Source organism: Nonomuraea sp. NPDC005730 (assembly GCF_040630865.1).
GTDB lineage: Bacteria > Actinomycetota > Actinomycetes > Streptosporangiales > Streptosporangiaceae > Nonomuraea.
Window position 1 is genome coordinate 59,195 of record NZ_JBEXYK010000042.1, and the last position, 22,215, is coordinate 81,409.

A 22,215-nucleotide genomic window follows, 5' to 3' on the forward strand; every position below is an offset into this window, starting at 1 on the left:
AAGCGGGCGGGAGGAGAGGTCAGAGGCCCTTGAGGAAGGTCGCCGCCACCGGGGCCGCGACCTTGCCGCCCGTGCCGCCCCCCTCCACCACCACCGCGAAGGCCACGTCGCCCTTGAACCCCATGAACCAGGCGTGGGTGTCGAGCTTGTCGCCGGTGCCGAACTCGGCCGTGCCCGTCTTGCCGTGGGTGCCGGCGGGCAGGCCGCTGGCCCTGGCGGTGCCCTTGGAGACCACGGCCGCCATCATGCTGTGCAGCTGCTCCTTGACCCCCTTGGGCAGCGCCTGCTCGCCGGCCTTCTGCTTGAGCGACGGCACCAGCGTCGGCGGCCGCCACGTGCCGTCGGCGATGGCCGCGGCGACCGAGGCCATCGACAGCGGGCTCGCGGTGATCCTGGCCTGGCCGAAGGACTCGGCGGCCAGCTCGGCGTCGGACTGGGCCCGCGGGAAGCTGGCCTTCGTGGCCGGCACGCCGATGTTGAGCGGCTGGTTGAAGCCGACGCGTTCTGCCGTCCTGAGCAGCTTGTCGGCGCCGAGCCGCTGTTCGGCCAGCGGCGCGAAGGTGGTGTTGCACGAGTGGGCGAAGGAGTCGAGGAACGACAGCGAGCCGAACTCCTCCTTCTCCGAGTTGCGGATCTTCAGCCCGCCGACGGTGGCGTACATCGGGCAGGTGACCTTGTCGGCGGGCGACAGGCCGGCCGCCAGCAGGCCGATCGCGGTGACCGCCTTGAACGTGGAGCCGGGCGGGTAGCGGCCGTCGAGGGCCCGGTTGAAGCCGCCCTGGTTGTTGACCACGGCCAGGACCTCGCCCGTGGAGGGCCGGATGGCGACCATGGAGGTGGGCTTGGGGACGTCTTTGACCGCGGCCACGGCCGCCGCCTGCGCCCGCGGGTCGAGCGAGGTCTCGACGGGTTTGCCGTCGGTGCCCTCGATGGTGCCGAGGGTCTTGCCGCCGAGCTGGATCTGCGTGGTGGGGGTGCCGGCCAGCCGCTTCTGGAACGTCTCCTGCAGGCCGCCGCGCCCGATCGCCTGCCCCGGCTTGTAGGAGGTGCCGAGCTTGGCGACGTCCTTCTTGGTGGCCTTGTCGAGGTAGCCGACGAGCTGCTGCACCGAGCCGCCGGACGTGCCGGTGTCGATGCGGTCGCCGGCGGCGTCGGTGATCTTCGCGCGCTGCGGCCAGCTCGTCCTGACGGCGAACGCCGCCCCCGAGGTCATCTGCGGGTGCAGCGTGGTGGGCCGCCAGTCGATCTTCCACATGCGGTCGGCCACCACGAGGTCGAGCTGCCCGTCGTAGGACCAGGAGCCGATGTTCTTCAGCGCCAGGGTCGCGGTGTAGGGGACCTTGGCGCGGCCGTCGCCCTCGACGACCCGCCCCAGCTTGACCGTGGCCGACTCGACGCCGAGCGCGGCGCGCTGCTGGTCGTAGGCGGTGAGCTGCTGCTGGGCGGCCAGCTCGGCGGTCATGGCGGCCTTGTCACCGGCCTGCCAGGCGGCGGCGAAGCGCTGCGCCGTCTCGCCCGGTGTGCCCTTGGTGCGTAGCAGGTAGTAGGCGCCCCCGCCCGCGGCCCCCGCCACGAGCACGGCGGACACCGACACGATCGCGATGGTACGGCCCCGCGCCACTGGTCAGCCCCCCGGTCCTCGACGTCAGGTGTCAGAGCCTAGCGGTGACCGGTCACGTCGTTCCATTGGTGGCCTTGAAGCTGGAGGCGTACGCGGGCACGTACTCCTGCCCGGACAGCTTCTGGACGGCCTCCATGACCTCGTCGGTGACCCGGCGCCGGTCGCGGGCCTTGGTGTGGTCGCCCTCGAAACGCATGGGCCGGCCGATGGAGATGCCGATCTTGGCGGGCCTGGGCACCTTGGCCCCGACCGGCAGCACCTTCTCGGTGCCCTGGAGCGCCACCGGCAGCACGGGCGCGCCGGTCTTGAGCGCCAGCCAGGCCACGCCGACCTTGCCGCGGTAGAGGCGGCCGTCGGGGGAGCGGGTGCCCTCGGGGTGGATGCCGAACAGCTCGCCGCGCTCCAGCAGCTCGGCGGCGGCGTCGAGCATGGCCTGGGCGGCGTGGGCGCTCTCGCGGTCGATCGGCAGGCTGCCGCCCAGGCGCATGAAGAAGCCGGAGACGGGGTTGCCGTCGAAGTATTCGTTCTTGGCGGTGAACGTGACGTGCCGGGGGAGCAGCGCGGGCAGCAGGAAGGAGTCGAGCACGGAGAGGTGGTTGGCCGCCAGGATGGCAGGGCCGACCCTCGGCACGTTCGCGGCGCCGGTGATGTGCGGCCGGCACATCGCGTGGGCGAGCGGCGCGGCGGCGAACTTGACCACTTCGTACAGCAACGGGCTCTCCTGGATCATGGGCAGTCAACCTTGCCACCCTAAGGCAGCGGGACACCCGGAAAGCTTTAAGGCCGATGTGGTGGTCGCCTCCTCGGCGAGGTGCACAACACGGTTCCAGCCGAACGGTATTCCGTGAAGGCGGTAATTTGCGGCCCGGGGGACACAGCCACATCGGCATTTCCGAGTTAAGCACAGCCTCTGGCGTTGGAGGTAATCGTGCCCGCCGCATGGGACGCGCGTGACCTGCGCGCCGGAGCTCAGGGGCGGGCGGGGCCGTCCATGAGCAGCGCGTAGGCGTGTTCGGCGGCGCGCACCGCGTCGGCCTCGGCCTCGGCCAGGGGGCGGCCCCCGGCGAGCTGCGCCCAGGTGCGGCGGGCGAGCACCCGCTGCACGGTCAGCGCCTGCGCGGCCAGCAGCGCGGCGGTCAGCTCGTCCATGCTCGCGGCCAGGGCCTCGGTCAGCTCGGCCTCGTCCTGGGTCATGTGGTGGAACAGGCGGACGGCCAGGCTGGGCGTGTCGAACACCATGCGGTGGAAGGCCAGCACCTCGGGGTGGTCGTTGAGCCCGGTGACCGGGTCGTGGGCGGCCAGGCCGTCGAGGTGGTGGCGGCGCAGCGCGGCGACCGGGTGCTCGCCGGGCGCCCGCCCGCGCACCACGCGGGCGGCCTCGCCCTTGTGGTCGGCGAACCGGTGCAGGACGAGGTCCTCCTTGGTCGGGAAGTACTTGAACAGTGTCGGCTTGGACACCCCGGCCGCCGCGGCGATCTCGGTCACCGGCACCTCGTCGAAGCCGCGTTCCAGGAAGAGCGCGATCGCCGCCGTCGAGATGGCCTCGTGCACCCGCTGCCGCTGCAGCTCCCGCAGTCCCGTCATGACCGCAGTCTAGCAAAGTGTTAACCTGGTCAATGTCTTAACCGAGTTAATGCTTTGGGGGTGGGCATGGGAACGCTCGACGACGAACGGCGTCACGTCGAACGGTGCAGGGCGGGGCTGCGCAGGATGCTGGCGGGCGCGCGGGAGAACGTGATCGTCGGCGAGACCGTCGCCGGCGACCGCTACAGCGCGGAGCGGCTCGGCCGCCATCTCAAAAGCCTGGCCAAGGAGCTGAGCGAGGAGCCCGACGGGCCGCCGTTCTTCGGCCGGCTCGACTTCGGCCAGGAGTCGGCCGAGCACCGCGGGCGGGCGTACCACATCGGCCGGCGGCACATCACCGGCGAGCACGGCGGGCCGCCGGTGGTGATCGACTGGCGCGCGCCCGTGGCGCGCGCCTTCTACCGCGCCGGCGCCCGCGACCCCCAGGGCGTCGAGGTGCGCCGCCGTTTCGGCTGGTCGGGCAGCACGCTGACCGGGTACGAGGACGAGCGTCTGGGCGCGGGGGAGGAGGGCGGCGGCGCACTCCTGGCCGCCGAGATCGAACGCCCCCGCGTCGGCCCGATGCGCGACATCGTCGCCACCATCCAGCCCGAGCAGGACGACCTCGTCCGCGCCGACCTCGACACCACCATCTGCGTCCAGGGCGCCCCCGGCACCGGCAAGACCGCCGTCGGCCTGCACCGGGCCGCCTATCTGCTGTACGCGCACCGCCGGCGCCTCGAACGCTCCGGCGTCCTGGTGCTCGGCCCGAACCGGACCTTCCTCGGCTACATCTCGGCCGTGCTGCCCGCGCTCGGCGAGGTGGACGTCGAGCAGACCACCCTGGAAGTGCTGCTCGGCGCCTACCCCGTACGGGCCGCCGACTCCGCGGCGGCCGCGGCGGTCAAGCACGACGTCCGGATGGCCGAGGTGCTGCGCCGCGCGCTGTACGGCCGCATCCGCAGGCCCGCCGAGCCCGCCGTGGTGGCCGACGGCTCCTACCGCTGGCGCGTCGGCGAGGACGAGCTGCGCCGCATCGTGGAGGACACCAGGCGGGCCGCGCTCCCGTACGGGGTCGGCCGCGAACGCGTCAGGGCCAGGACGGTGGCGGCGATGCGGCGGCAGGCCGAGGCCCGCGGCCAGACCTGCAACGCCGCCTGGGAACGCCGGATCGGCCGGGCGCTCGCCCCGGCGCTCGACGCGACCTGGCCCGCCGTCCGCCCCGAGGACGTGCTGCACGAGGTCCTCAGCGCCCCGCCCGAGGGCCTGCTGACCGACGCCGAACGCGCCGCACTCGCCTGGCCCAGTCCGCCGCGCGGCGCCAAGAGCGCCAAGTGGACCGAGGCCGACCTGGTGCTGCTGGACGAGCTGGCCTGCCTGCTCGAACGCCCCCGCGGCTACGGCCACGTCATCGTGGACGAGGCCCAGGACCTGTCGCCCATGCAGTGCCGCGCCGTGGCCAGGCGCAGCGAGCACGGCTCGCTGACCGTGCTCGGCGACCTGGCCCAGGGCACCACGCCGTGGGCGGCCAGGTCCTGGCCCGAGCACCTGGAGCTGCTCGGCAGTCCCGGCGGCCGGATCGTCGAGCTGACCACCGGCTTCCGCGTGCCCGGCGTGGTCGTGGAGCTGGCCAACACGCTGCTGGCCGCGCTCGACGCCGACGTGCCCCCCACCCGCTCCTACCGCTCCGACGGCAGGCTGCGCGTCATCGCGACGGCCGAGCTGGAGAAGGGGGTCGTGGCGGCCGTACGGGAGGCGGGCGGGTTCGAGGGGTCGATCGGGGTGATCGCGGCCGACGCCCACGTCGAGGCGATCACCTGCGCGCTCTGGAACGAGGGGCTGGACCTCGGCGAGCGGCTGAGCGTCATGCCCGCCTCGATGTCCAAGGGCCTGGAGTACGACCACGTGGTCCTCGCCGAGCCCGCCGCCGTCGTCGCGGCCGAACCGCGCGGCCTCAACCGTCTGTACGTCGCCCTCACCCGCGCGGTCTCGCGGCTCGACGTCGTCCACGCCGAACCCCTTCCCCCTCAGTTTTCCCGCCCGTCATAAGCCTTCTGAAATGGGCAGATGTCTGGACTCGGCGGCTCGACAGGCCCACGGCTCTGGTGTGTGATGTGATTCACTTCACGAGGGAGCCGGAGAATGACCGCTTCGCAAGACCCGCCCCCGGGCGACGACGAGCACACACGTGAAGGGCGCCGGCCGCAGCCGCCGCCCTACGGCGGGCCGCCGCAGCGGCAGGGCGCCCAGGTCCTGTCGATCATCGGGTTCGTCAGCGCCGCGGTGGCCATCCTGTTCATACCGATCCTGTTCGGCCTGGCCGGCATCGTGCTGGGCATCGTCGGCCACACCCGCGGCGAGTCCCTGGGCAAGTGGGCCGCCATCGCCGCCGCGGCCTGCATGGTCGTCGGCATGGTCCTCGGCGCGCTGGCCACGCGCGCGCTGGGCTCCTGACCCGCTGTGCCCGCGTGAATCCGCCGCCGCGCGGGCACAGGGTCGCGTCCCGGAATGAAGCGCGCCTCCCGGGTGCTGTCAGGGACGCAGTCGCTCATGGAAGAAGGCGTTGACCATGTCCCCGCAGGCGGACGCGGCCCATCTGATCGTGCGAGCCCTGGAGGCGGAAGGCGTCGAGTACGTCTTCGGCATCCCCGGCGAGGAGAACATCCACTTCGTCGACGCGCTCAACGACTCCTCGATCCGTTACATCCTCGTCCGGCACGAACAGGGCGCGGCGTTCATGGCCGAGATCTACGGCAGGCTGACCGGCAAGGCGGGGGTGGCCTCGGCCACGCTCGGCCCCGGCGCGATCAACCTGCAGCTCGGCGTGGCCGATGCCACCACCAACAGCACCCCCGTCGTGGCGATCACCGCCCAGGTCGGCCTCGACCGCATCTACAAGGAGTCGCACCAGGTGGTCGACCTGGTGTCGCTGTTCCGGCCGATCACCAAGTGGGCCGACCTCGCGCCGACGGCCCTGGCCCTGCCCGAGATGATCCGCAAGGCGTTCAAGACCGCCCAGACCGAGCGGCCCGGCGCCGTCTACCTGGCCATCCCCGAGGACGTCGAGTCGGCTGCCGTGCCGGCCGGCCTCGGTCCGCTGCCGGTCAACGTCGTCCGTCCCCAAGACCCCGCGGCCGCGCAGATCGCCCGTGCGGCCGAGGTGCTGGCCCGCGCGCGCAGGCCGATCGTGCTGGCCGGGCACGGCGCCGGCCGGGCCGGGGCCTCCGCCGCGCTGGTGCGCTTCTCCGAGCGGCTCGGGCTGCCGGTGGCCACCACGTTCAACGGCAAGGGTGTCTTCCCCGACGACCACCCGCACGCGCTGGGGGCGGTCGGCTTCATGCGGCACGACTACGTCAACTTCGGCGACGACGAGGCCGACGTGCTGATCAGCGTCGGCTACGAGCTGCAGGAGTTCGACCCCGTCAAGATCAACCCCAACCGCGACAAGGAGATCATCCACCTTCACCGGTTCCCCGCCGAGGTCGACGACCACTACCCGGTGGCCGTCGGGGTGCACGGCGACATCTCCCGGTCGCTGGACGCGCTCGCCGACGCCGTCCCGCGCCGCTTCGAGCTCAACGGCACCGGCGAGAAGATCCGCCGCCTGATCCGCGAGGAGCTGGCGCAGGGGCGCTCGCAGGACGGCTTCCCGCTGTCGCCGCGGCGCGTGGTCGCCGACATCCGGGAGGCCATGGGGCGCGAGGACATCGTGCTGGCCGACACCGGCGCGGTGAAGATGTGGATGGCCCGCATGTACCCGACGTACGAGCCCAACACGATGCTGGTCTCCAACGGGCTGTCCTCGATGGGGTTCTCGGTGCCCGGGGCGCTGGCCGCCAAGCTGGCCTTCCCCGAGCGCAAGGTGCTGGCCGCCACCGGTGACGGGGCGTTCCTGATGAACTCACAGGAGCTGGAGACGGCCGTCCGCGAGCGCATCCCGATCACGGTCCTGGTGTGGGTCGACGACGCGTACGGGCTGATCGAGTGGAAGATGGACCTGGAGCTCGGCCGCCACTCGGGCATCCGCTTCGGCAACCCCGACTTCGTCGCCTACGCCGAGAGCTTCGGCGCCCGCGGCTACCGGATCACCAGCGCCGGGGAACTGCTGCCCACGCTGCGCAAGGCGCTGGCCGACGAGACGGTGTCGGTGATCGCGGTGCCCGTCGACTACGCGGCCAACCTGGAGCTGACCGGCAAGCTCGGCGAACTCACCGGCCCCTTCTGACCGGCTCTTTCCGACCGGCCGGGCCAGAACGAGGGGGCCGGTGGGTCAGGTTCTCGTCCAGTGGGGCTGCGCGACGTCGAACACCCGCTGTTCGCGCCCGCGCAGCGCCACCTCGGCGAACTGCCACAGGATCGCCCCGGTCGGCGCGTGGATCACGATGTCCGGCCCGAGCGGCATCTGCAGCAGCTCGCCCTGCCAGCGCGGCACGCCGGGCGCGAGGAAACGATCCAGCGGCACCGCGTGCACCGAGGCCACCTCATGGGCGTCGCCCACCGGCTCCTGACGGCCCCCGAACGCCACCACAGGAGTGATCACGAACCCGGAGTCGGCGACGAAGTCGTCGAGCAGCCCGGCCACCGCCACGCCGGTCACCCCGACCTCCTCGGCCAGCTCGCGCAGCGCCGCCTCCACCGGCAGCTCGCCGTCGTCGAGCCGCCCGCCCGGCAGCGCCCACTGCCCCGGGTTACGCCCCCGCGCCGCCCTGCGGATCAGCACCGTGTACGGGACGCGCTCGGCGTCCTCCAGCACGCACACCGTCACGGCCGCCCGGCGCACCCCTGAGACGGGCGGCACCTCCCGACGGTCGAAGGCGGCGAGATGGGCGGTGACCTGTTCGCGCAGCACGTCGATCGGGGGCAGCATCCCCTCAGGATCTCACGCCGCACCCGCGCGGCCCGGCGTGATCCCAGGAGGCCCTGTCAGGAGAGGCCGGCCACTCCCTCCAGGAGGCGGTCGACGTCCGAGCGGTCGTTGTAGTGGACCAGGCCCGCGCGGACGGCGCCGCCCGAGTCGCGCACGCCGAGGGCGCCGGTCAGCTCCCAGGCGTAGTTGTGGCCGTTCCAGACGTTCACCCCCAGCCCGGCCAGATGCTCGGCGACCTGGCGCGGGGTGTGGCCGGCGACGGTGAAGTAGGCGGTCGCGGTGCGCCTGGCGGGCTTGCCGTGCAGGGTGACGTGGGGCATCGTCTCCAGGCCGGAGATCAGGCCGGCGAACAGCTCCAGCTCGTGCTCCTCGGCGGCGGCCATCGAGGCGAGGAGGCGTTCGCGGCGGGTGCCGGTGCCGGGGACCATGGCGGCCAGGTGGTCGACGGCCGCGGTGACCCCGGCCAGGTCGGCGAACGCGGACGTACCCGTCTCGAACCTCTCCGGCACGGTGTCGGGGGAGGGCCGTAACTTGGCCGGGCGGACCGTCTCCAGCAGCGCCGGGTCGGCGACGACGGCCCCCACGTGCGGCCCCGACCACTTGTAGGCGCTGGTGGCGTAGAAGTCGGCGCCCAGCGCCCGCATGTCCACCGGGCCGTGCGGGGTGGCGTGCACGCCGTCCACGTACAGCAGGGCGCCCGCGCGGTGGGCCAGCTCGGCGATGGCGGCCACGTCGGGACGGGTGCCGAGGATGTTGCTGGCCGCCGTCACCGCGACGACCTTGGTCCGCTCCCCGATCAGGTCGGCGTACTGGTCGACCGGGAGCTCGCCGGTCACCGCGTCCACCTCGGCCCAGCGGACGGCGGCGCCCGTCTGGGTCCAGGGGCGCACGTTCGCGTCGTGGTCCAGCCTGGAGACCACCACCTCGTCGCCGGGCCCGGTCAGCGCCCTGGCCAGCCGGTACGTCAGCGTCGTCATGTTCGGGCCGAGGATCACGCCGTCGGGACGGCCGCCGACCAGGTCCGCGACGGCGGCCCGGCAGGCGGCGACGATCTCGTCCGCCCGGTGGCTGGCGGGGAACGCCCCGCCCACGTTGCCGAGCCCGGCCCGGTAGGCGGCGGAGATGGCGTCGATCACCGGCTGCGGCGTCTGGGTGCCGGCCGCGCCGTCAAGGTAGGCGAAACCATCGGAAAGCGCGGGATAGGAGGAACGTACGGACTCCAGGGGGAAAGGCATGATAAGTAGATGCTCACCCTCAGAGACCTCAACCGCGCCACCTTGGCCAGGCAGCACCTCCTCGCCCGGCACGAGGGCCGGCCGGCCGACGTCGTGCACCGGCTGGCCGGGCTGCAGGCCCAGGAGCCGCGGCCGCCCTACCTGGGGGTGTGGACGCGGCTGGCCGGGTTCCGGCGCGAGGACCTGCACGCCTCGCTGCACGCCGGCGGCCTGGTGCGGGCGACGATGATGCGGGCCACGCTGCACCTGGTGACGGCGGAGGACTTCGCGTCCTTCCGGCCGCTGCTGCGTCCCATGCTGGCCGCCGCGGCACGCCGGTTCGAGGGCGTCGACTTCGAGGCCGTCGCCGCGGTCGCCGACCGGCTGCTCGCCGACGGGCCGCTCACCTTCAACGAGCTGCGGCCCCTGCTGCTGAAGGAGTTCCCCGGCGCCGACGAGCGGGTGCTCGGGTACGCCGTGCGCATGATGACGCCGCTGGTCATGGTGCCGACGCAGGACCGGTGGAGCTTCCCGCGCGAGTCCGCCTTCGGGCTGCCCGGCGTCGAACCGGACCCGGCGCCCAGCATGGAACGCCTGGTGGAGCGGTACCTCGCCGCGTTCGGGCCGGCCACGCCCGCCGACGTCCAGACCTGGTCGGGACTGGGCGGGATGCGGGCCGTCATGAAGGGGATGGAGCTGGACAGGCTCGCCGACGAGACCGGACGCGAACTGTTCGACCTGCCCGGCGCGCCGCGGCCGGGTGGCGACGTGCCCGCGCCGGTGCGCTTCCTGCCCGACTTCGACAACCTCGTCCTGGGGCACGCCGACCGTACGCGGGTGCTGGCGGACGAGTCCAGGCCGCTGGTCGCGACCAAGAACCTGCGGATCAAGGCCACGTACCTGGTGGACGGGTTCGCGGCGGGGACCTGGCAGATCAAGCGGTCCGGCAAGAAGGCCAAGCTCCTCATCAGCCCCTTCGCCGCCCCGACGCCTCTGGACGTCCTGGAGGAGGAGGGGCTCGCGCTCCTCGCCTTCGCCGAACCGGACGCGACCACCTACACCCTCGAACACACCCCACCCAACTGACCACCCCGCCCGGAGAAGCCGCTGGGCCTTGGGTGCGGCTGGGGTGGGCCCGGTGGCGTCGCCGCCTGTGTGGTGCTCACCCGTCCGCCCTGGCTCCGCGTGCTGCTCGATGACGGGATGGACGCGGATCCGGCTGTAGGGCGGCGGGTCCTGAAGGCGGCTTACCTTGCTGGCGGCGGTGTGAAATTGAGGTGCCGGAGCCGGATGTGATCCCTACCCTCGGCCCCATGCACCACGCATCCGCCCTGTTGAACGTCATAGACGTGGAAGCCACCTGCTGGGACGGACAGCCGCCGCCCGGCTCCGTCAACGAGATCATCGAGATCGGCCTCACCGTCGTGGACGTGCCGGCACGGCGCCGGGTGTCCCGGCACCGCATCTTGGTCCGCCCCGTCCGATCGGCGGTGAGTGACTTCTGCACGGAACTGACCGGCCTGACGCAAGCCGAGGTCGAACGGGGCGTCACCTTCGCCGAGGCATGCCGGATCCTTGCCGAGGAGTACGACGCCGGACAGCGCCCCTGGGCGAGCTGGGGCGAGTACGACCGCCGGCAGTTCGCTCGACAGAGTCAGGCCGACGGGGTGGCTTACCCGTTCGGCCATCCGACGGAACGCACCCACACCAACGCCAAGGCCGTGTTCGCAGCGGCGTACGGGCTGCGCAAGAAACCCGGCATGAGTCACGCTCTGCAGATCGCCGGACTGCCGCTGGAGGGACGCCACCACCGCGGCGAGGACGACGCATGGAACATCGCGGCACTCGTCCTCGACCTGTTGGGCCGCGGGGCCTGGCCGGCCCTCTAGAGCCTGGTACGACCGACCCCGTTGCGGCGTTGTGTCGGTGTGACCTCGTAGACTCCCCGGCCACGTCGTCGAAGGGATTGCCGTGGAACACCCGACAGGTGTCGCAACGCTGACCGAGATCCTGCCTCCAGATCTCGGCGCGGACGAGGAAATCGACTGGTCGGCGGCAGAGGCGCGGTGGGGCACGCGGTTCCCGCGGGACTACATGGCCTTCATGTCCGTCTACGGCGCCGGCTCGTTCGCCGAGGTCGTCATCCTCATGCCGTTGCCCAAGGAGTACATCCAGTGGGACCCCGGGACCTTCGAGGAGGAGACGAAGAACGCCCGTCACACCTGGGAGATGCTGGGCGGTCAAGGAGGTCTCGACATCGACCCGAACGACATCCTCGCCTGGGGCATCACGTCGGGCCCCGACATCCTGTGCTGGCTGACCACCGACCCCGACCCCGACCGGTGGCCCGTCCTGGTCTGCGGCCGGCACACCCGCGAGAACTTCACGCTCTTCCCCTGTGGCATGGTCGAATTCCTCCGCACGCTGCTTCTGGACGAGTACGACCCCTACCCCCCAAAGAACCACCAGCGAGTCGCTGTGACCGGGGGAAAACGCTTCGCGATGTGACTGCAACGGGTGGCAGGGTGCGACGCATGGCACCCCAGTACGAGATTCGCGCAGACTACGACGCGGACACGATCGTGGTCTACCAGGCATACGCACCTGCCATAGCCGATGCCGCGCTGCGCGCGGGCCGTTTCGTTGCGCCGTTCTCATTCCACAGGATGACCTGGATCAAGCCCTCGTTCCTGTGGCTCATGCATCGCAGCAACTGGGCCCGCAAACCTGGTCAGGAGCGCGTTCTAGCCGTGCGGATGACCCGGCGGGGCTGGGAGGAGGCTCTGTCCCAGGCCGTGCTCACGACCGCGGATCCGGCAGCTGTGACCCGGGCGGCCGTACATGTCCAGTGGGATCCGGAACGTTCGTCGCGCGGAGCGGCGCTGAACCACTACAGCATCCAGGTCGGCATCGGCCGCGCTCTGATCCGCACCTTCACCGACGACTGGATCGTCAGCCTCACCGACCTCACCTCCCAGGTCCGCAAGGCCACGGCATTGACGCAAACCGGGCACGCCGCCAAAGCCCAGCGGCTGTTCCCCACCGAGCGGGTGTATCCACTGCCGCGGACGCTGGAAAGCCACCTCTCCCCCGGTAGGTGACAGCCGACTGGCGACGGATGAGTTTCCCGCGCCGATCCCGTACGGGCGGTTCGGCCGGTACGACGCGTTCGGAGACGGCGAGGCCGAACGCAGCCGTTCGTCCTCCACCGCCAGGTGGGGTCAGCTGCCGCCCTTCTTGCGCGAGTAGACCTGCTTGGCGGGTGGAGCCGTCACGCGCACCTTGCCGCCCCATCTCGTGAAGCGGGACTCCACGGTGATCATGTCGTCCCCGACCAGGCTCTGCACCCAGTGCTCCGCGGCCGGGTGCGAGGTGACGAGCCGCTGGGGCAGGTTGTCCGGGCCCAGGGTGAGCTCAAAGGCGAGCGCGCGTTCCTTGCTCTTGGACATGGCGGAGGCTCGGTACCAGGGGGAGATCCGCCACAGTTCGGCCCGGCTGATGTGGCCCTTGAACGTACGACCCGATTTCGTGCCGGTCTTGACGAGGGCCTGGAGAGTCGCGGGTTCGGCCGGGTTCACCAGCTGGCTGTAGAGCCCGCTGACGCCGCCTGGGAGCGGCTTGTCGTACCTGAGCCAGGGCTTGCCCGACGGAACATCGCCGTTGAGCGCGCCGCCCTTGTTGTAGCTCACCTTGCCCACGGTGATCGTGCGCTCGTCGCCCAGCAGGGTGTCGAGGGTGTTGAAGATCCCGCCTTCGTGCGGCGTGTACGTCGCCCTGATGTCGGAGGCGACGATGACACCCATGCCGCCCTTGACCGGCTTGCCGAACTGCAGGACGCCCTCGCGCCGCAGAAACGCGGTCTTGCCGGACAGGTCGACGTAGGACGTGGTGTCGGTGAACGTCACCCCCTTGCCCGCGGCCAGCCGGCCCTGCAACGCCTTGACCGGATCCACCGCGGCGGCCTGGGCGGCCTGGGCCGGGACGGTCACGGCCAGCACCGCGAAAGCGGCGACACCGGCGACAACACGCTTCATGCAAGGACCTCCTCATGAGGGATGGGGCCACGCGAGCCTCGCACACCTTGATCACGTCCAAGCGAACGATGAGGCACAGGGGCGTCTCCATGGCCCTCCCGTCCTGGCCCGCCGGCGTGCCGGCCCAGGCCGAGTCCGGCGCACAGGGCCCGGCTGGGCGAGGCCGAGATCCCGGCGCACGCGGGCGTGGTGGCGGCCCGGCAGAAGGGCGGGCGTCTTCCGGAGTGCCGTCGATCGGACGAGGTGATGAGGAGGTGACGGGGCCGGGGGGCTGGTCAGGGGGCGGATGTCCGCGGCGGTCAGCGATGATCGAGTTTTCGTCGAAGCCACGTTCGAGGAAGTGTTGGGTAGCCTGGTCAGAGACGGCCCTGCCAGGCCCCGCTTCTTCCGTTCCCTCATGTCCTGAAGGTCCCGACGCCTATCGGCCCGCTACGTTTCCCCGCCGGCCCTGCCCGCAGGCCGGCTCAGTCACTGAGCGTCCACCCAACGCGAGCGAGGAGAGAATTTTGTCCCAAGCAGCAGAGGTTCTCGAACTGGACGACACCATCGCCGACGGTGGCACGGCCGTCGGCGCCGACTCGGTCAAGACCTATCTGAAGGAGATCGGGCGCGTCCCGCTGCTCACCGCCGAACAGGAGATCGAGCTGGCCAAGCGCATCGAGGCCGGCCTGTTCGCCAGGGAACGGCTCGACAGCGAGCCCGGCCTGTCCTCCGACCTGCGTGCCGACCTGGAGTGGATCGCCGACGACGGCCTTCGTGCCAAGCGCCGCATGCTGGAGGCCAACCTCCGGCTCGTCGTCTCCATCGCCAAGCGCTACACCGGCCGCGGCATGCTCTTCCTCGACCTGATCCAGGAGGGGAACCTCGGCCTGATCCGGACGATCGAGAAGTTCGACTACCGGCTCGGCTACAAGTTCTCCACCTACGCCACCTGGTGGATCAAGCAGGCCATCACCCGTGCCATGGCCGACCAGGCCCGTACGATCCGCATCCCCGTGCACATGGTGGAGCTGATCAACAAGGTGGCTCGCGTGCAGCGCCGCCTGCAGTCCGACCTGGGCCGCGAGCCCACGCCCGAGGAGATCGCCGCCGAGACCGATCTCGACGTCGAGCGGGTGTCGGAGGTGCAGAGCTACGGCCGGGAGCCGATCTCCCTGAGCACGCCGCTCGGCGAGGAGGGCGACAGCGAGTTCGGCGACCTGATCGAGGACACCGAGGCCGTCTCCCCGGCCGACGCGGTCTCGTTCACGCTGCTGCAGCAGCAGTTGCACAGCCTGCTCGACCAGCTTTCCGAGCGCGAGGCGGGCGTGATCACGATGCGCTACGGCCTGGCCGACGGCAAGCCCCGTACCCTCGACGAGATCGGCCGCGTCTACGGCGTCACCCGTGAGCGCATCCGGCAGATCGAGGCCAAGACCATGTCCAAGCTGCGCCACCCCTCCCGGGCCATGGCGCTGCGCGACTACCTGAGCTGACCGCCCGATCCCGGGAGCGGCAGCACGCCGCTGTCCGAGCCGATCGTGCGCGCCCGGGAGCAGCATCTCGCGACACGCCGAGCAGGGCTCGCCGTGTGGACGTGGAGCGTCACCGCCTTGTCGACCGAACCGACCGCCGCGCCGCCGGCGAGACCAGCGACAGGCACGACCTCCGTCCGCCCCGGCGACGGCCCCCCGGGCATCCGCGTGCCCCGAGCTGCGACGCAGCGCCCCGTCACCCACGGGCCAGTACCGCGGGAAACCGGCGAAGCTCGGCGGGGTCCGGGGGTGGGAAAGAGGGAGTAAAAGGGGGCTCCGGAGTGAGTGGAGCTCAAGGCGGGCCGGGTGGGCCGGACCTACTCTGCCCAACGTGAAACGCTCCCGTACGAGCCTCGTCCACCAGGCCGCCTACGCGTTCCGGCACCCCCACAGGATCGCCCCCCACCTGCGCCGGCTGGCCCGCGACACCTGGTTCAGGCTCCGCACCCACGACCACGTCACCTACTACCGCGCCGTCATGAGGTCCGACACGGCCCGCGACCCCGAGGGCGCCGTGGGGTCGCACAAGCACCGGCGGTGGCTGGCCCTGGGACGCATGCAGTTCGACTACCTGGTGGAGCACGGGCTCAAGCCCGACTGCCGGATGCTGGAGATCGGCTGCGGGAACCTGCGCGCCGGCCGCCTGTTCATCGGCTACCTGTTCACCGGCAACTACTACGGCGTCGACATCTCGCCCGACATCCTGCTGGCCGCCCAGGACACGATCGAGAAGCACGCCCTGCAGGACAAACTGCCGTACCTGGCGCCGGTGCGCGACCTGCGGCTGGCGTTCCTGCCGGACGAGTACTTCGACGTCGTCCACGCCCACAGCGTCTTCTCGCACTCACCGATCGAGGTCATCGAGGAGTGCTTCGCCAACGTGGGCCGGGTCATGAAACCGGACGGCTGGTTCGACTTCACCTTCGACCGGACCGAGGGCAAGGAGCATCACGTCCTGCGCGAGGACTTCTACTACCGCACCGAGACGCTGGTCGAGCTGGCCCGCCAGTACGGACTGAAAGCGACGTTCATGGACGACTGGGAGCAGTCCCCACATAAACAGTCGAAAATCCGCATCACCCGGCGATAACCTCCCGGAGAGTGAGAGACCTCCGCCTGCTGCCCAAGGCCCACCTGCACGTCCACCTGGAGAGCACCGTACGGCCCGCGACCGTGCGCGAACTGGGCGGCCCGCCCGAGCCCGAGGGCAGGTTCGCCAGCTTCCGCGAGTTCGCCGACCAGCGGGCCAAGGTGCGCGACCTGCTGCGCACCCCCGAGCACTTCCGGCGCGTCGCCCTGGAGTTCTGCGCGGACGAGGCCGCCCAGGGCACCCGCTACGTCGAGGTCACCTTCACCGCCGCCGCCCACGGGGAACGGCTGGGCGCCCCGGAGATGCCGCTGGAGGCGGTGCTCGACGGCCTGGCCGAGGGCAGGCGGTACGGCATCGAGTCCCGGGTGCTGCTCGACCACTCCAGGCGGCGGCCCCTGGAGCGGCTGTGGCGGACGTACGAGCTGGCCACCCGCTACGACGAGGTGATCGGCCTCGGGCTCGCGGGCGACGAGGCCCATCCGCTGGCCCCCTTCGCCGAGGTGTTCGCCGCGGCCGGGGACGCGGGCCTGCACCTGGTGCACCACGCGGGCGAGGCGGCCGGGCCGGCGAGCATCCGCGAGGCGCTGGACCTCGGCCGCACCGAGCGGCTCGGCCACGGCATCCGGGTGCTGGACGACCCGGCGCTGGTGGCCGAGGTGCGCGAGCGCGGCGTCCCGCTGGAGGTCTGCCCCACGTCGAACGTCCTGCTCGGGCTGGTGCCGTCGCTGGCCGAGCACCCGCTGCCGCGCCTGCGTGAGGCGGGGCTCGCGGTCACGGTCAACACCGACGGCGAGACGGCGCTGGCCGAGGAGTACCTGCGGCTGCGCGAGGTCTTCGGGTACGGCGACGACGTCCTGGCCGAGCTGGCCCGCGCCTCGATCCGGGCCTCCTTCGCCCCGGACGCCCTCAAGGCGGACCTGCTGGCCGCCGTCGACGCCTGGCTCCACTGAGCCGTCCGGCCTTCGCCGGGCACGGCGATCTCCGTCACATCGTGGAATAGTTGGCGAATCGACGACCGTTGCGAACGGAGGTGGCGCGAACGCCACGCCAGTGGCAGCCCGTGGCGTTGACGGGCCGGGGCCGACCGCCCGACCGAAGGAGAGCGTTTGCGCACCGACTCGGCAGACTTAAGACTCAGGACCGCGTCGGCGGTCTACCCCGCGGGCATGCTGGCCCCGCCGCCGCGCACCCTGATCGACATCCTCGACGAGACCACCCGCCGCCACCCCGACGCGCCCGCGCTGGACGACGGCGCCGTGTGCCTGGACTACCGGTCGCTGCGCGCCGAGGTCGACCGGGTCGCCGCCGAGCTGGCCGCGGCCGGCGTCGGGCGCGGTTCCCGGGTGGGCGTGCGCGTCGCCTCCGGCACCGCCGAGCTGTACGTCTCCATCCTCGCCGTGCTCGCGGCCGGCGCCGCGTACGTCCCCGTGGACGCCGACGACCCGGACGAACGCGCCGAACTCGTCTTCGCCGAGGCCGCCGTGGACGCCGTGCTCGACGGCGGCCCGGCCACGCGGGTCCGGCAGGCGGCCACGCCTGAGCGGCCCACCCCGGACGACGACGCCTGGATCATCTTCACCTCCGGCTCCACCGGCAGGCCCAAGGGCGTCGCGGTGACGCACCGGTCGGCCGCCGCGTTCGCCGACGCCGAGGCCGGGCTGTTCCTGCAGGACCGGCCGCTCGGCCCGGGTGACCGGGTGCTGGCCGGGCTGTCGGTGGCCTTCGACGCCTCCTGCGAGGAGATGTGGCTGGCCTGGCGGCACGGCGCCTGCCTGGTGCCCGCGCCCAGGGCGCTCGTGCGCACCGGCATGGACCTGGCCCCCTGGCTGGCCGGGCAGGGCGTCACCGCCGTCTCGACCGTGCCGACGCTGGCCGCGCTCTGGCCCGCCGCGCACCTCGACGGCATCCGGCTGCTCATCTTCGGCGGCGAGGCGTGCCCGCCCGAGCTCGCCGAACGGCTGGCCGTGCCCGGTCGCGAGGTGTGGAACACCTACGGGCCCACCGAGGCGACCGTGGTGGCCTCGGCCGCCCGCCTGACGGGGGAGGGGCCCGTACGCATCGGGCTGCCCCTGGACGGCTGGGACCTGGCCGTCGTGGACGGCGCGGGCGAGCCGGTCGCCATGGGCGGGACCGGCGAGCTGATCATCGGCGGCGTGGGCCTGGCCCGCTACCTCGACCCGGCCAAGGACGCCGAGAAGTACGCGCCGCTGCCGTCCCTGGGCTGGGAGCGCGCCTACCGCAGCGGCGACCTCGTCCGCGCCGAGCCGGAGGGCCTCGTCTTCGCCGGCCGCGCCGACGACCAGGTGAAACTGGGCGGACGCCGGATCGAGCTCGGCGAGGTGGACGCCGCCCTGAGCGCGCTGCCCGGCGTCACCGGCGCGGCCGCCGCCGTCCGCACCGCGGGCGGCGGCCACCAGGTGCTCGTCGGCTACGTCGTCACCGGGCCCGGCTTCGACGCCGGACGGGCCCGCGAGCTGCTGGCCGGGTCGCTGCCCGCCGCGCTCGTGCCCCGCCTGGCCCCCGTGGACGCCCTGCCCACCAGGACCTCCGGCAAGATCGACCGGGACGCGCTCCCGTGGCCGCTGGACGGCCCGGCGTCTGCGGACGCCGCCCTGACCCCGGCCGAGGCGCTGCTGGCCGCGCAGTGGACCGAGATCCTCGGCGTACGCCCGGAAGGGCCCGAGTCGGACTTCTTCGCCGACGGCGGCACCAGCCTGGCCGCCGCCCGCCTGGTCTCCGTGCTGCGGGCCACCCACCCCGACGTGGCCGTCGGCGACGTCTACGCGCACCCGACCCTCGCCGGGCTGGCCGAGCTGCTGGCCGCCCGAGGCGGGACGCAGGCCCCCGCGCACGCCGCGGCCGCCCCCATGCCCGGACGCGCCGCGCTGGCGCAGACCGCGCTGATGATCCCGCTGCTCACCGTGGGCGCGCTGCGCTGGGTCGTGCCGCTGGCCGCGCTCGGCAACGTGCTCGCCCCGCCGTGGGCGCCGCGGCTGTCGTGGTGGTGGGTGACGCTGGGCGCGCTGGCGTTCGTCACCCCCATGGGACGCATGGGCCTGTCGGCGGCGGTCGCCCGGCTGCTGCTGCGCGGCGTGCGCCCCGGCGCCCACCCGCGCGGCGGCGGCGTGCACCTGCGGTTGTGGTTCGCCGAGCGGTTCGCCGACCGGCTCGGCGTGCCCGACCTGGCCGGCGCGCCCTGGATGGCCTGGTACGCCCGGCTGCTCGGCGCCACCGTCGGCCCGGACGCCGACCTGCACTCGCCTCCGCCGATCACCGGCCTGCTCAAGCTGGGCAGGGGCGCCTCGGTCGAGCAGGAGGTCGACCTGGCCGGCCACTGGTACGACGGCGACGTGCTGCACGTCGGCGAGATCCGCATCGGCGCGGGCGCCACCGTCGGCTCCCGCTCGACCCTGCTGCCCGGCGCGCGCGTCGGCAAGAACTCGCAGGTCGCCCCCGGCTCCGCGGTGGCCGGGACGGTCCCGTCGGGCGAGCGCTGGGCCGGCGTCCCGGCCTTCCGCCAGGGCAAGCCGCGCCGTTCCCGGCCGGCCGGACGCGCCGCCCGCTCCCGCCCGTGGGTCGCGTTGTACGGGGTGAGCGCGATCGTGCTCAGCCTGCTCCCGGTGGCCGCGGCCGGTGTCGCGCTCGCCGTCCTGGCCGCCTTCGCCGGGGACGAGCCCACGCTCGGCGGCGCGCTGGCCGCCGCCCTGCCCGCCGTACCGTTGGCCACGGTCGCCGGCATGGCCGCCTTCGCGCTGGTCACGCTGGTCGGTGTCCGGCTGCTCGGCCTGGGGCTGCACCCCGGGCACCATCCGGTGCACAGCCGTCCGGCCTGGCAGGCGTGGGTCACCGGCCGGCTGATGGCCTCGGCCCGGGTGTGGCTGTTCCCGCTGTACGCCAGCGTCCTGACGCCCGTCTGGCTGCGGGCGCTCGGCATGAAGGTGGGCCGCGGCGCCGAGCTGTCCACGGTGCTCGCGCTGCCCACGATGACCTCCGTCGGCGACGGCGCCTTCCTGGCCGACGACACCATGGTGGCCCCGTACGAGCTGGACGGCGGCTGGATGCGCCTGGCCTCGGCGCGGATCGGCAAGCGCGCCTTCCTCGGCAACTCCGGGATGACCGCCCCCGGCCGCAAGGTGCCCAAGGACGGCCTGGTCGGCGTGCTCTCGGCGACGCCCAAGAAGGCCAAGTCGGGCTCCTCGTACGTGGGCATGCCGCCCATGGAGCTGCGCCGCACGGCCGAGGAGGCCGACCGCAGCAGGACCTACGACCCGCCCGCGCGGTACAAGGCGGCGCGGGCGCTGGTCGAGGTGTGCCGGGTGGTGCCCGCGATGGGCGTGGTCGCGCTGGCCGTCCTGGCCGTGGCCGCGTTCGAGTGGCTGGCCGCCGGTTACGGCTTCGCCGTGGCCGCCGCGCTGGGCGGGCTGGTCGTGCTGGCCGCCGGGGTGCTCGCCGCGGCGGTCGCCACGGCCGCCAAATGGGCGCTGGTCGGCCGGATCTCGGCCGGGAACAGGCCGCTGTGGAGCTCGTTCGTGTGGCGCAACGAGCTGGCGGACAACTTCGTCGAGGTGCTGGCGGCGCCCTGGTTCGCCCAGCCGTGGCTCGGGACCGCCCCGCTGAACGTGTGGCTGCGCTCCCTCGGGGCACGCATCGGACGTGGGGTCACCTGCGAGACGTACTGGCTGCCGGAGGCGGATCTGGTGACACTCGGCGACGGCGCGTGTGTCAACCGGGGATGCGTGCTGCAGACGCACCTGTTCCACGACCGGGTCATGAGCATCGACACGGTGACGCTGGAGGCCGGCGCGACGCTCGGCCCGCACGGCGTCGTCCTGCCCGCCGCGCGGGTGGGCGCGGGCACGACGGTCGGGCCGGCGTCCCTGGTCATGCGCGGCGAGGCGCTGCCCGGCGGCAGCCGGTGGTTCGGCAACCCCGTCTCGGCGTGGCGATGACGGCGTACTTCCCGGGGCACGGCGACCACCGGTACGCGGTCGAGCACTACGACCTGGCGCTGCACTACCGGATCGGGGCCAACCGGCTCGACGGAACGGCCCGCCTGACGGTCTCGGCCGCCGAGCCGCTCGGCGACCTCGGCCTCGACCTCGGCCACTTCCGCGTCCAGGGCGTCACGGTGGACGGCCGGGCCGTCCGCCACACGCACGGCCAGGGCAAGCTGCGCCTCACCCTGCCCGGCCCGCTGGCCGCCGGGGAGCGGGCCGTCGTCGAGGTGCGGTACGCGGGCACGCCCGTCCCGGTACGCAGCCCGTGGGGCGGGCTCGGCTGGGAGGAGCTGACCGACGGCGCGCTCGTGGCCGGTCAGCCGATCGGCGCGCCCTCCTGGTTCCCGTGCAACGACCGGCCGGACGACAAGGCGTCCTACCGGATCTCGGTGACGACGGCGCCGGCGTACCAGGTGATCGCCAACGGCGTGCTCACCGCCAGGCGGCGGGCGTCCGGGACCACGACGTGGATCTACGAGCAGGCCGAGCCGATGGCGACGTACCTGGCCAGCGTGCAGATCGGGCGCTACCAGTTGTCGGAGGTGGGCGGCACGCGGCTGGCCCACCCCGCGCGGCTGGCCGCCCGCGCCCGGCACGACTTCGGCCGCCAGGGCGAGATGATGGCGCTGTTCGGCGACCTGTTCGGGCCCTACCCGTTCAGCGGCTACACCGTCGTCGTGGCCGACGACGACCTGGACATCCCGGTCGAGGCGCAGGGCATGTCGGTCTTCGGCAGGAACCACGTCGACGGCGCGCGCGGCTGCGAGCGGCTGGTCGCGCACGAGCTGGCCCACCAGTGGTTCGGCAACAGCCTCACCGTGGCGGGGTGGGCCGACATCTGGCTGCAGGAGGGGTTCGCCACGTACGCGGAGTGGTTGTGGTCGGAGCGCTCGGGCGGGCCGCCCGCGGACGAGCACGCGCTGCGCTGGCACCGCAGGCTCGCCGCGCTGCCGCAGGACTTCGTGCTGGCCGACCCCGGCCCGGCCGCGCTGTTCGACGACCGCGTCTACAAGCGCGGCGCGCTGACCCTGCACGCCCTGCGCCGGGCGGCCGGCGACCAGGCGTTCTTCGCCGTCCTGCGCTCCTGGGCCGACAGCCGCCGGTACGGCAGCGTCACCACGCGGGAGTTCGCCGCGCACGCCGAACGGCACGTGCCGGCCGGCGCGCTGCTGACGGCATGGCTGCACGACCGGCCCCTGCCGCCGATGGCGGGCGGCGCCCTGACCCGCGACCGCGGCGCCTGACCGGCCCCGCGCCGCACACGCCGCGCCGACCTGGTCGGACGGTCGCCGGGGTGGCGCCTCGGGGACGGGCG

General features: G+C 72.8%; 17 protein-coding genes and 1 pseudogene. 12 read left to right on the top strand and 6 right to left on the bottom strand.

Going from position 1 to position 22,215, the window contains the following annotated elements; all coding sequences use genetic code 11:
* Positions 1 to 19: 19 nt before the first annotated feature.
* The 3 genes from ABZ444_RS34705 to ABZ444_RS34715 all read right to left on the bottom strand — a co-directional run bounded on the left by ABZ444_RS34705 (position 20) and on the right by ABZ444_RS34715 (position 3,205).
* The gene (locus ABZ444_RS34705; RefSeq protein ID WP_358006377.1) at positions 20 to 1,594 is read right to left on the bottom strand and encodes a penicillin-binding transpeptidase domain-containing protein; all 1,575 of its coding nucleotides are present in this window, start codon (positions 1,592 to 1,594) and stop codon (positions 20 to 22) included.
* A 79-nt stretch (positions 1,595 to 1,673) separates the two neighbouring features.
* Entirely contained in the window at positions 1,674 to 2,351 is a 678-nt protein-coding gene (locus ABZ444_RS34710; protein WP_358006380.1) for a lysophospholipid acyltransferase family protein, read from the bottom strand.
* Between the two features lie 239 nt (positions 2,352 to 2,590).
* Complete coding sequence (locus ABZ444_RS34715; RefSeq protein ID WP_358006383.1) at positions 2,591 to 3,205, bottom strand: TetR family transcriptional regulator; 615 nt, start codon at positions 3,203 to 3,205, stop codon at positions 2,591 to 2,593.
* Between the two features lie 66 nt (positions 3,206 to 3,271).
* On the opposite strand from ABZ444_RS34715, the gene ABZ444_RS34720 reads away from it, so the two are divergent.
* The 3 genes from ABZ444_RS34720 to ABZ444_RS34730 all read left to right on the top strand — a co-directional run bounded on the left by ABZ444_RS34720 (position 3,272) and on the right by ABZ444_RS34730 (position 7,409).
* Entirely contained in the window at positions 3,272 to 5,233 is a 1,962-nt protein-coding gene (locus ABZ444_RS34720) for an ATP-binding domain-containing protein (protein ID WP_358006385.1), read from the top strand.
* A gap of 93 nt (positions 5,234 to 5,326) precedes the next feature.
* Entirely contained in the window at positions 5,327 to 5,638 is a 312-nt protein-coding gene (locus tag ABZ444_RS34725) for a hypothetical protein (RefSeq protein ID WP_358006388.1), read from the top strand.
* Between the two features lie 115 nt (positions 5,639 to 5,753).
* Positions 5,754 to 7,409, top strand: a complete 1,656-nt coding sequence (locus ABZ444_RS34730) for an acetolactate synthase large subunit (protein WP_358006391.1) — start codon at positions 5,754 to 5,756, stop codon at positions 7,407 to 7,409.
* A 45-nt stretch (positions 7,410 to 7,454) separates the two neighbouring features.
* Here ABZ444_RS34730 and ABZ444_RS34735 read toward each other — a convergent pair whose 3' ends face one another.
* Entirely contained in the window at positions 7,455 to 8,051 is a 597-nt protein-coding gene (locus ABZ444_RS34735) for a CoA pyrophosphatase (protein ID WP_358006394.1), read from the bottom strand.
* Positions 8,052 to 8,107: 56 nt separating this feature from the next.
* On the bottom strand, positions 8,108 to 9,286 hold the full coding sequence (locus ABZ444_RS34740) for a cysteine desulfurase-like protein (protein WP_357977517.1): 1,179 nt from the start codon (positions 9,284 to 9,286) through the stop codon (positions 8,108 to 8,110).
* Between the two features lie 9 nt (positions 9,287 to 9,295).
* Here ABZ444_RS34740 and ABZ444_RS34745 point away from each other — a divergent pair, with 9 nt between their 5' ends.
* The 4 genes from ABZ444_RS34745 to ABZ444_RS34760 all read left to right on the top strand — a co-directional run bounded on the left by ABZ444_RS34745 (position 9,296) and on the right by ABZ444_RS34760 (position 12,366).
* On the top strand, positions 9,296 to 10,351 hold the full coding sequence (locus tag ABZ444_RS34745) for a winged helix DNA-binding domain-containing protein (RefSeq protein WP_358006397.1): 1,056 nt from the start codon (positions 9,296 to 9,298) through the stop codon (positions 10,349 to 10,351).
* Between the two features lie 227 nt (positions 10,352 to 10,578).
* The gene (locus ABZ444_RS34750; RefSeq protein WP_358006400.1) at positions 10,579 to 11,154 is read left to right on the top strand and encodes a 3'-5' exonuclease; all 576 of its coding nucleotides are present in this window, start codon (positions 10,579 to 10,581) and stop codon (positions 11,152 to 11,154) included.
* A gap of 82 nt (positions 11,155 to 11,236) precedes the next feature.
* Positions 11,237 to 11,773 (top strand): SMI1/KNR4 family protein, encoded by a 537-nt coding sequence (locus ABZ444_RS34755; protein ID WP_358006403.1) that lies wholly within the window; start codon positions 11,237 to 11,239, stop codon positions 11,771 to 11,773.
* Positions 11,774 to 11,799: 26 nt separating this feature from the next.
* On the top strand, positions 11,800 to 12,366 hold the full coding sequence (locus ABZ444_RS34760; RefSeq protein ID WP_358006406.1) for a DUF4291 domain-containing protein: 567 nt from the start codon (positions 11,800 to 11,802) through the stop codon (positions 12,364 to 12,366).
* A 120-nt stretch (positions 12,367 to 12,486) separates the two neighbouring features.
* Here the strand turns inward: ABZ444_RS34760 and ABZ444_RS34765 are convergent, their stop codons facing one another.
* Complete coding sequence (locus ABZ444_RS34765) at positions 12,487 to 13,299, bottom strand: hypothetical protein (RefSeq protein ID WP_358006409.1); 813 nt, start codon at positions 13,297 to 13,299, stop codon at positions 12,487 to 12,489.
* Positions 13,300 to 13,871: 572 nt separating this feature from the next.
* On the opposite strand from ABZ444_RS34765, the pseudogene ABZ444_RS34770 reads away from it, so the two are divergent.
* The 5 genes and pseudogenes from ABZ444_RS34770 to ABZ444_RS34790 form a co-directional block, all read left to right on the top strand.
* Positions 13,872 to 14,774, top strand: a pseudogene (locus ABZ444_RS34770) (RNA polymerase sigma factor); the annotation flags it as partial.
* Positions 14,775 to 15,144: 370 nt separating this feature from the next.
* Positions 15,145 to 15,903, top strand: coding sequence for a class I SAM-dependent methyltransferase (locus ABZ444_RS34775; RefSeq protein WP_358006412.1), 759 nt, complete (start codon positions 15,145 to 15,147; stop codon positions 15,901 to 15,903).
* An 11-nt stretch (positions 15,904 to 15,914) separates the two neighbouring features.
* Positions 15,915 to 16,853, top strand: a complete 939-nt coding sequence (add, locus tag ABZ444_RS34780; RefSeq protein WP_358006415.1) for an adenosine deaminase — start codon at positions 15,915 to 15,917, stop codon at positions 16,851 to 16,853.
* A gap of 216 nt (positions 16,854 to 17,069) precedes the next feature.
* Positions 17,070 to 20,852 (top strand): Pls/PosA family non-ribosomal peptide synthetase, encoded by a 3,783-nt coding sequence (locus ABZ444_RS34785; protein ID WP_358006418.1) that lies wholly within the window; start codon positions 17,070 to 17,072, stop codon positions 20,850 to 20,852.
* The gene (locus tag ABZ444_RS34790; protein WP_358006448.1) at positions 20,849 to 22,144 is read left to right on the top strand and encodes a M1 family metallopeptidase; all 1,296 of its coding nucleotides are present in this window, start codon (positions 20,849 to 20,851) and stop codon (positions 22,142 to 22,144) included. The genes ABZ444_RS34785 and ABZ444_RS34790 overlap by 4 nt, the downstream gene beginning before the upstream one ends.
* The last annotated feature ends 71 nt before the right edge of the window (positions 22,145 to 22,215 follow it).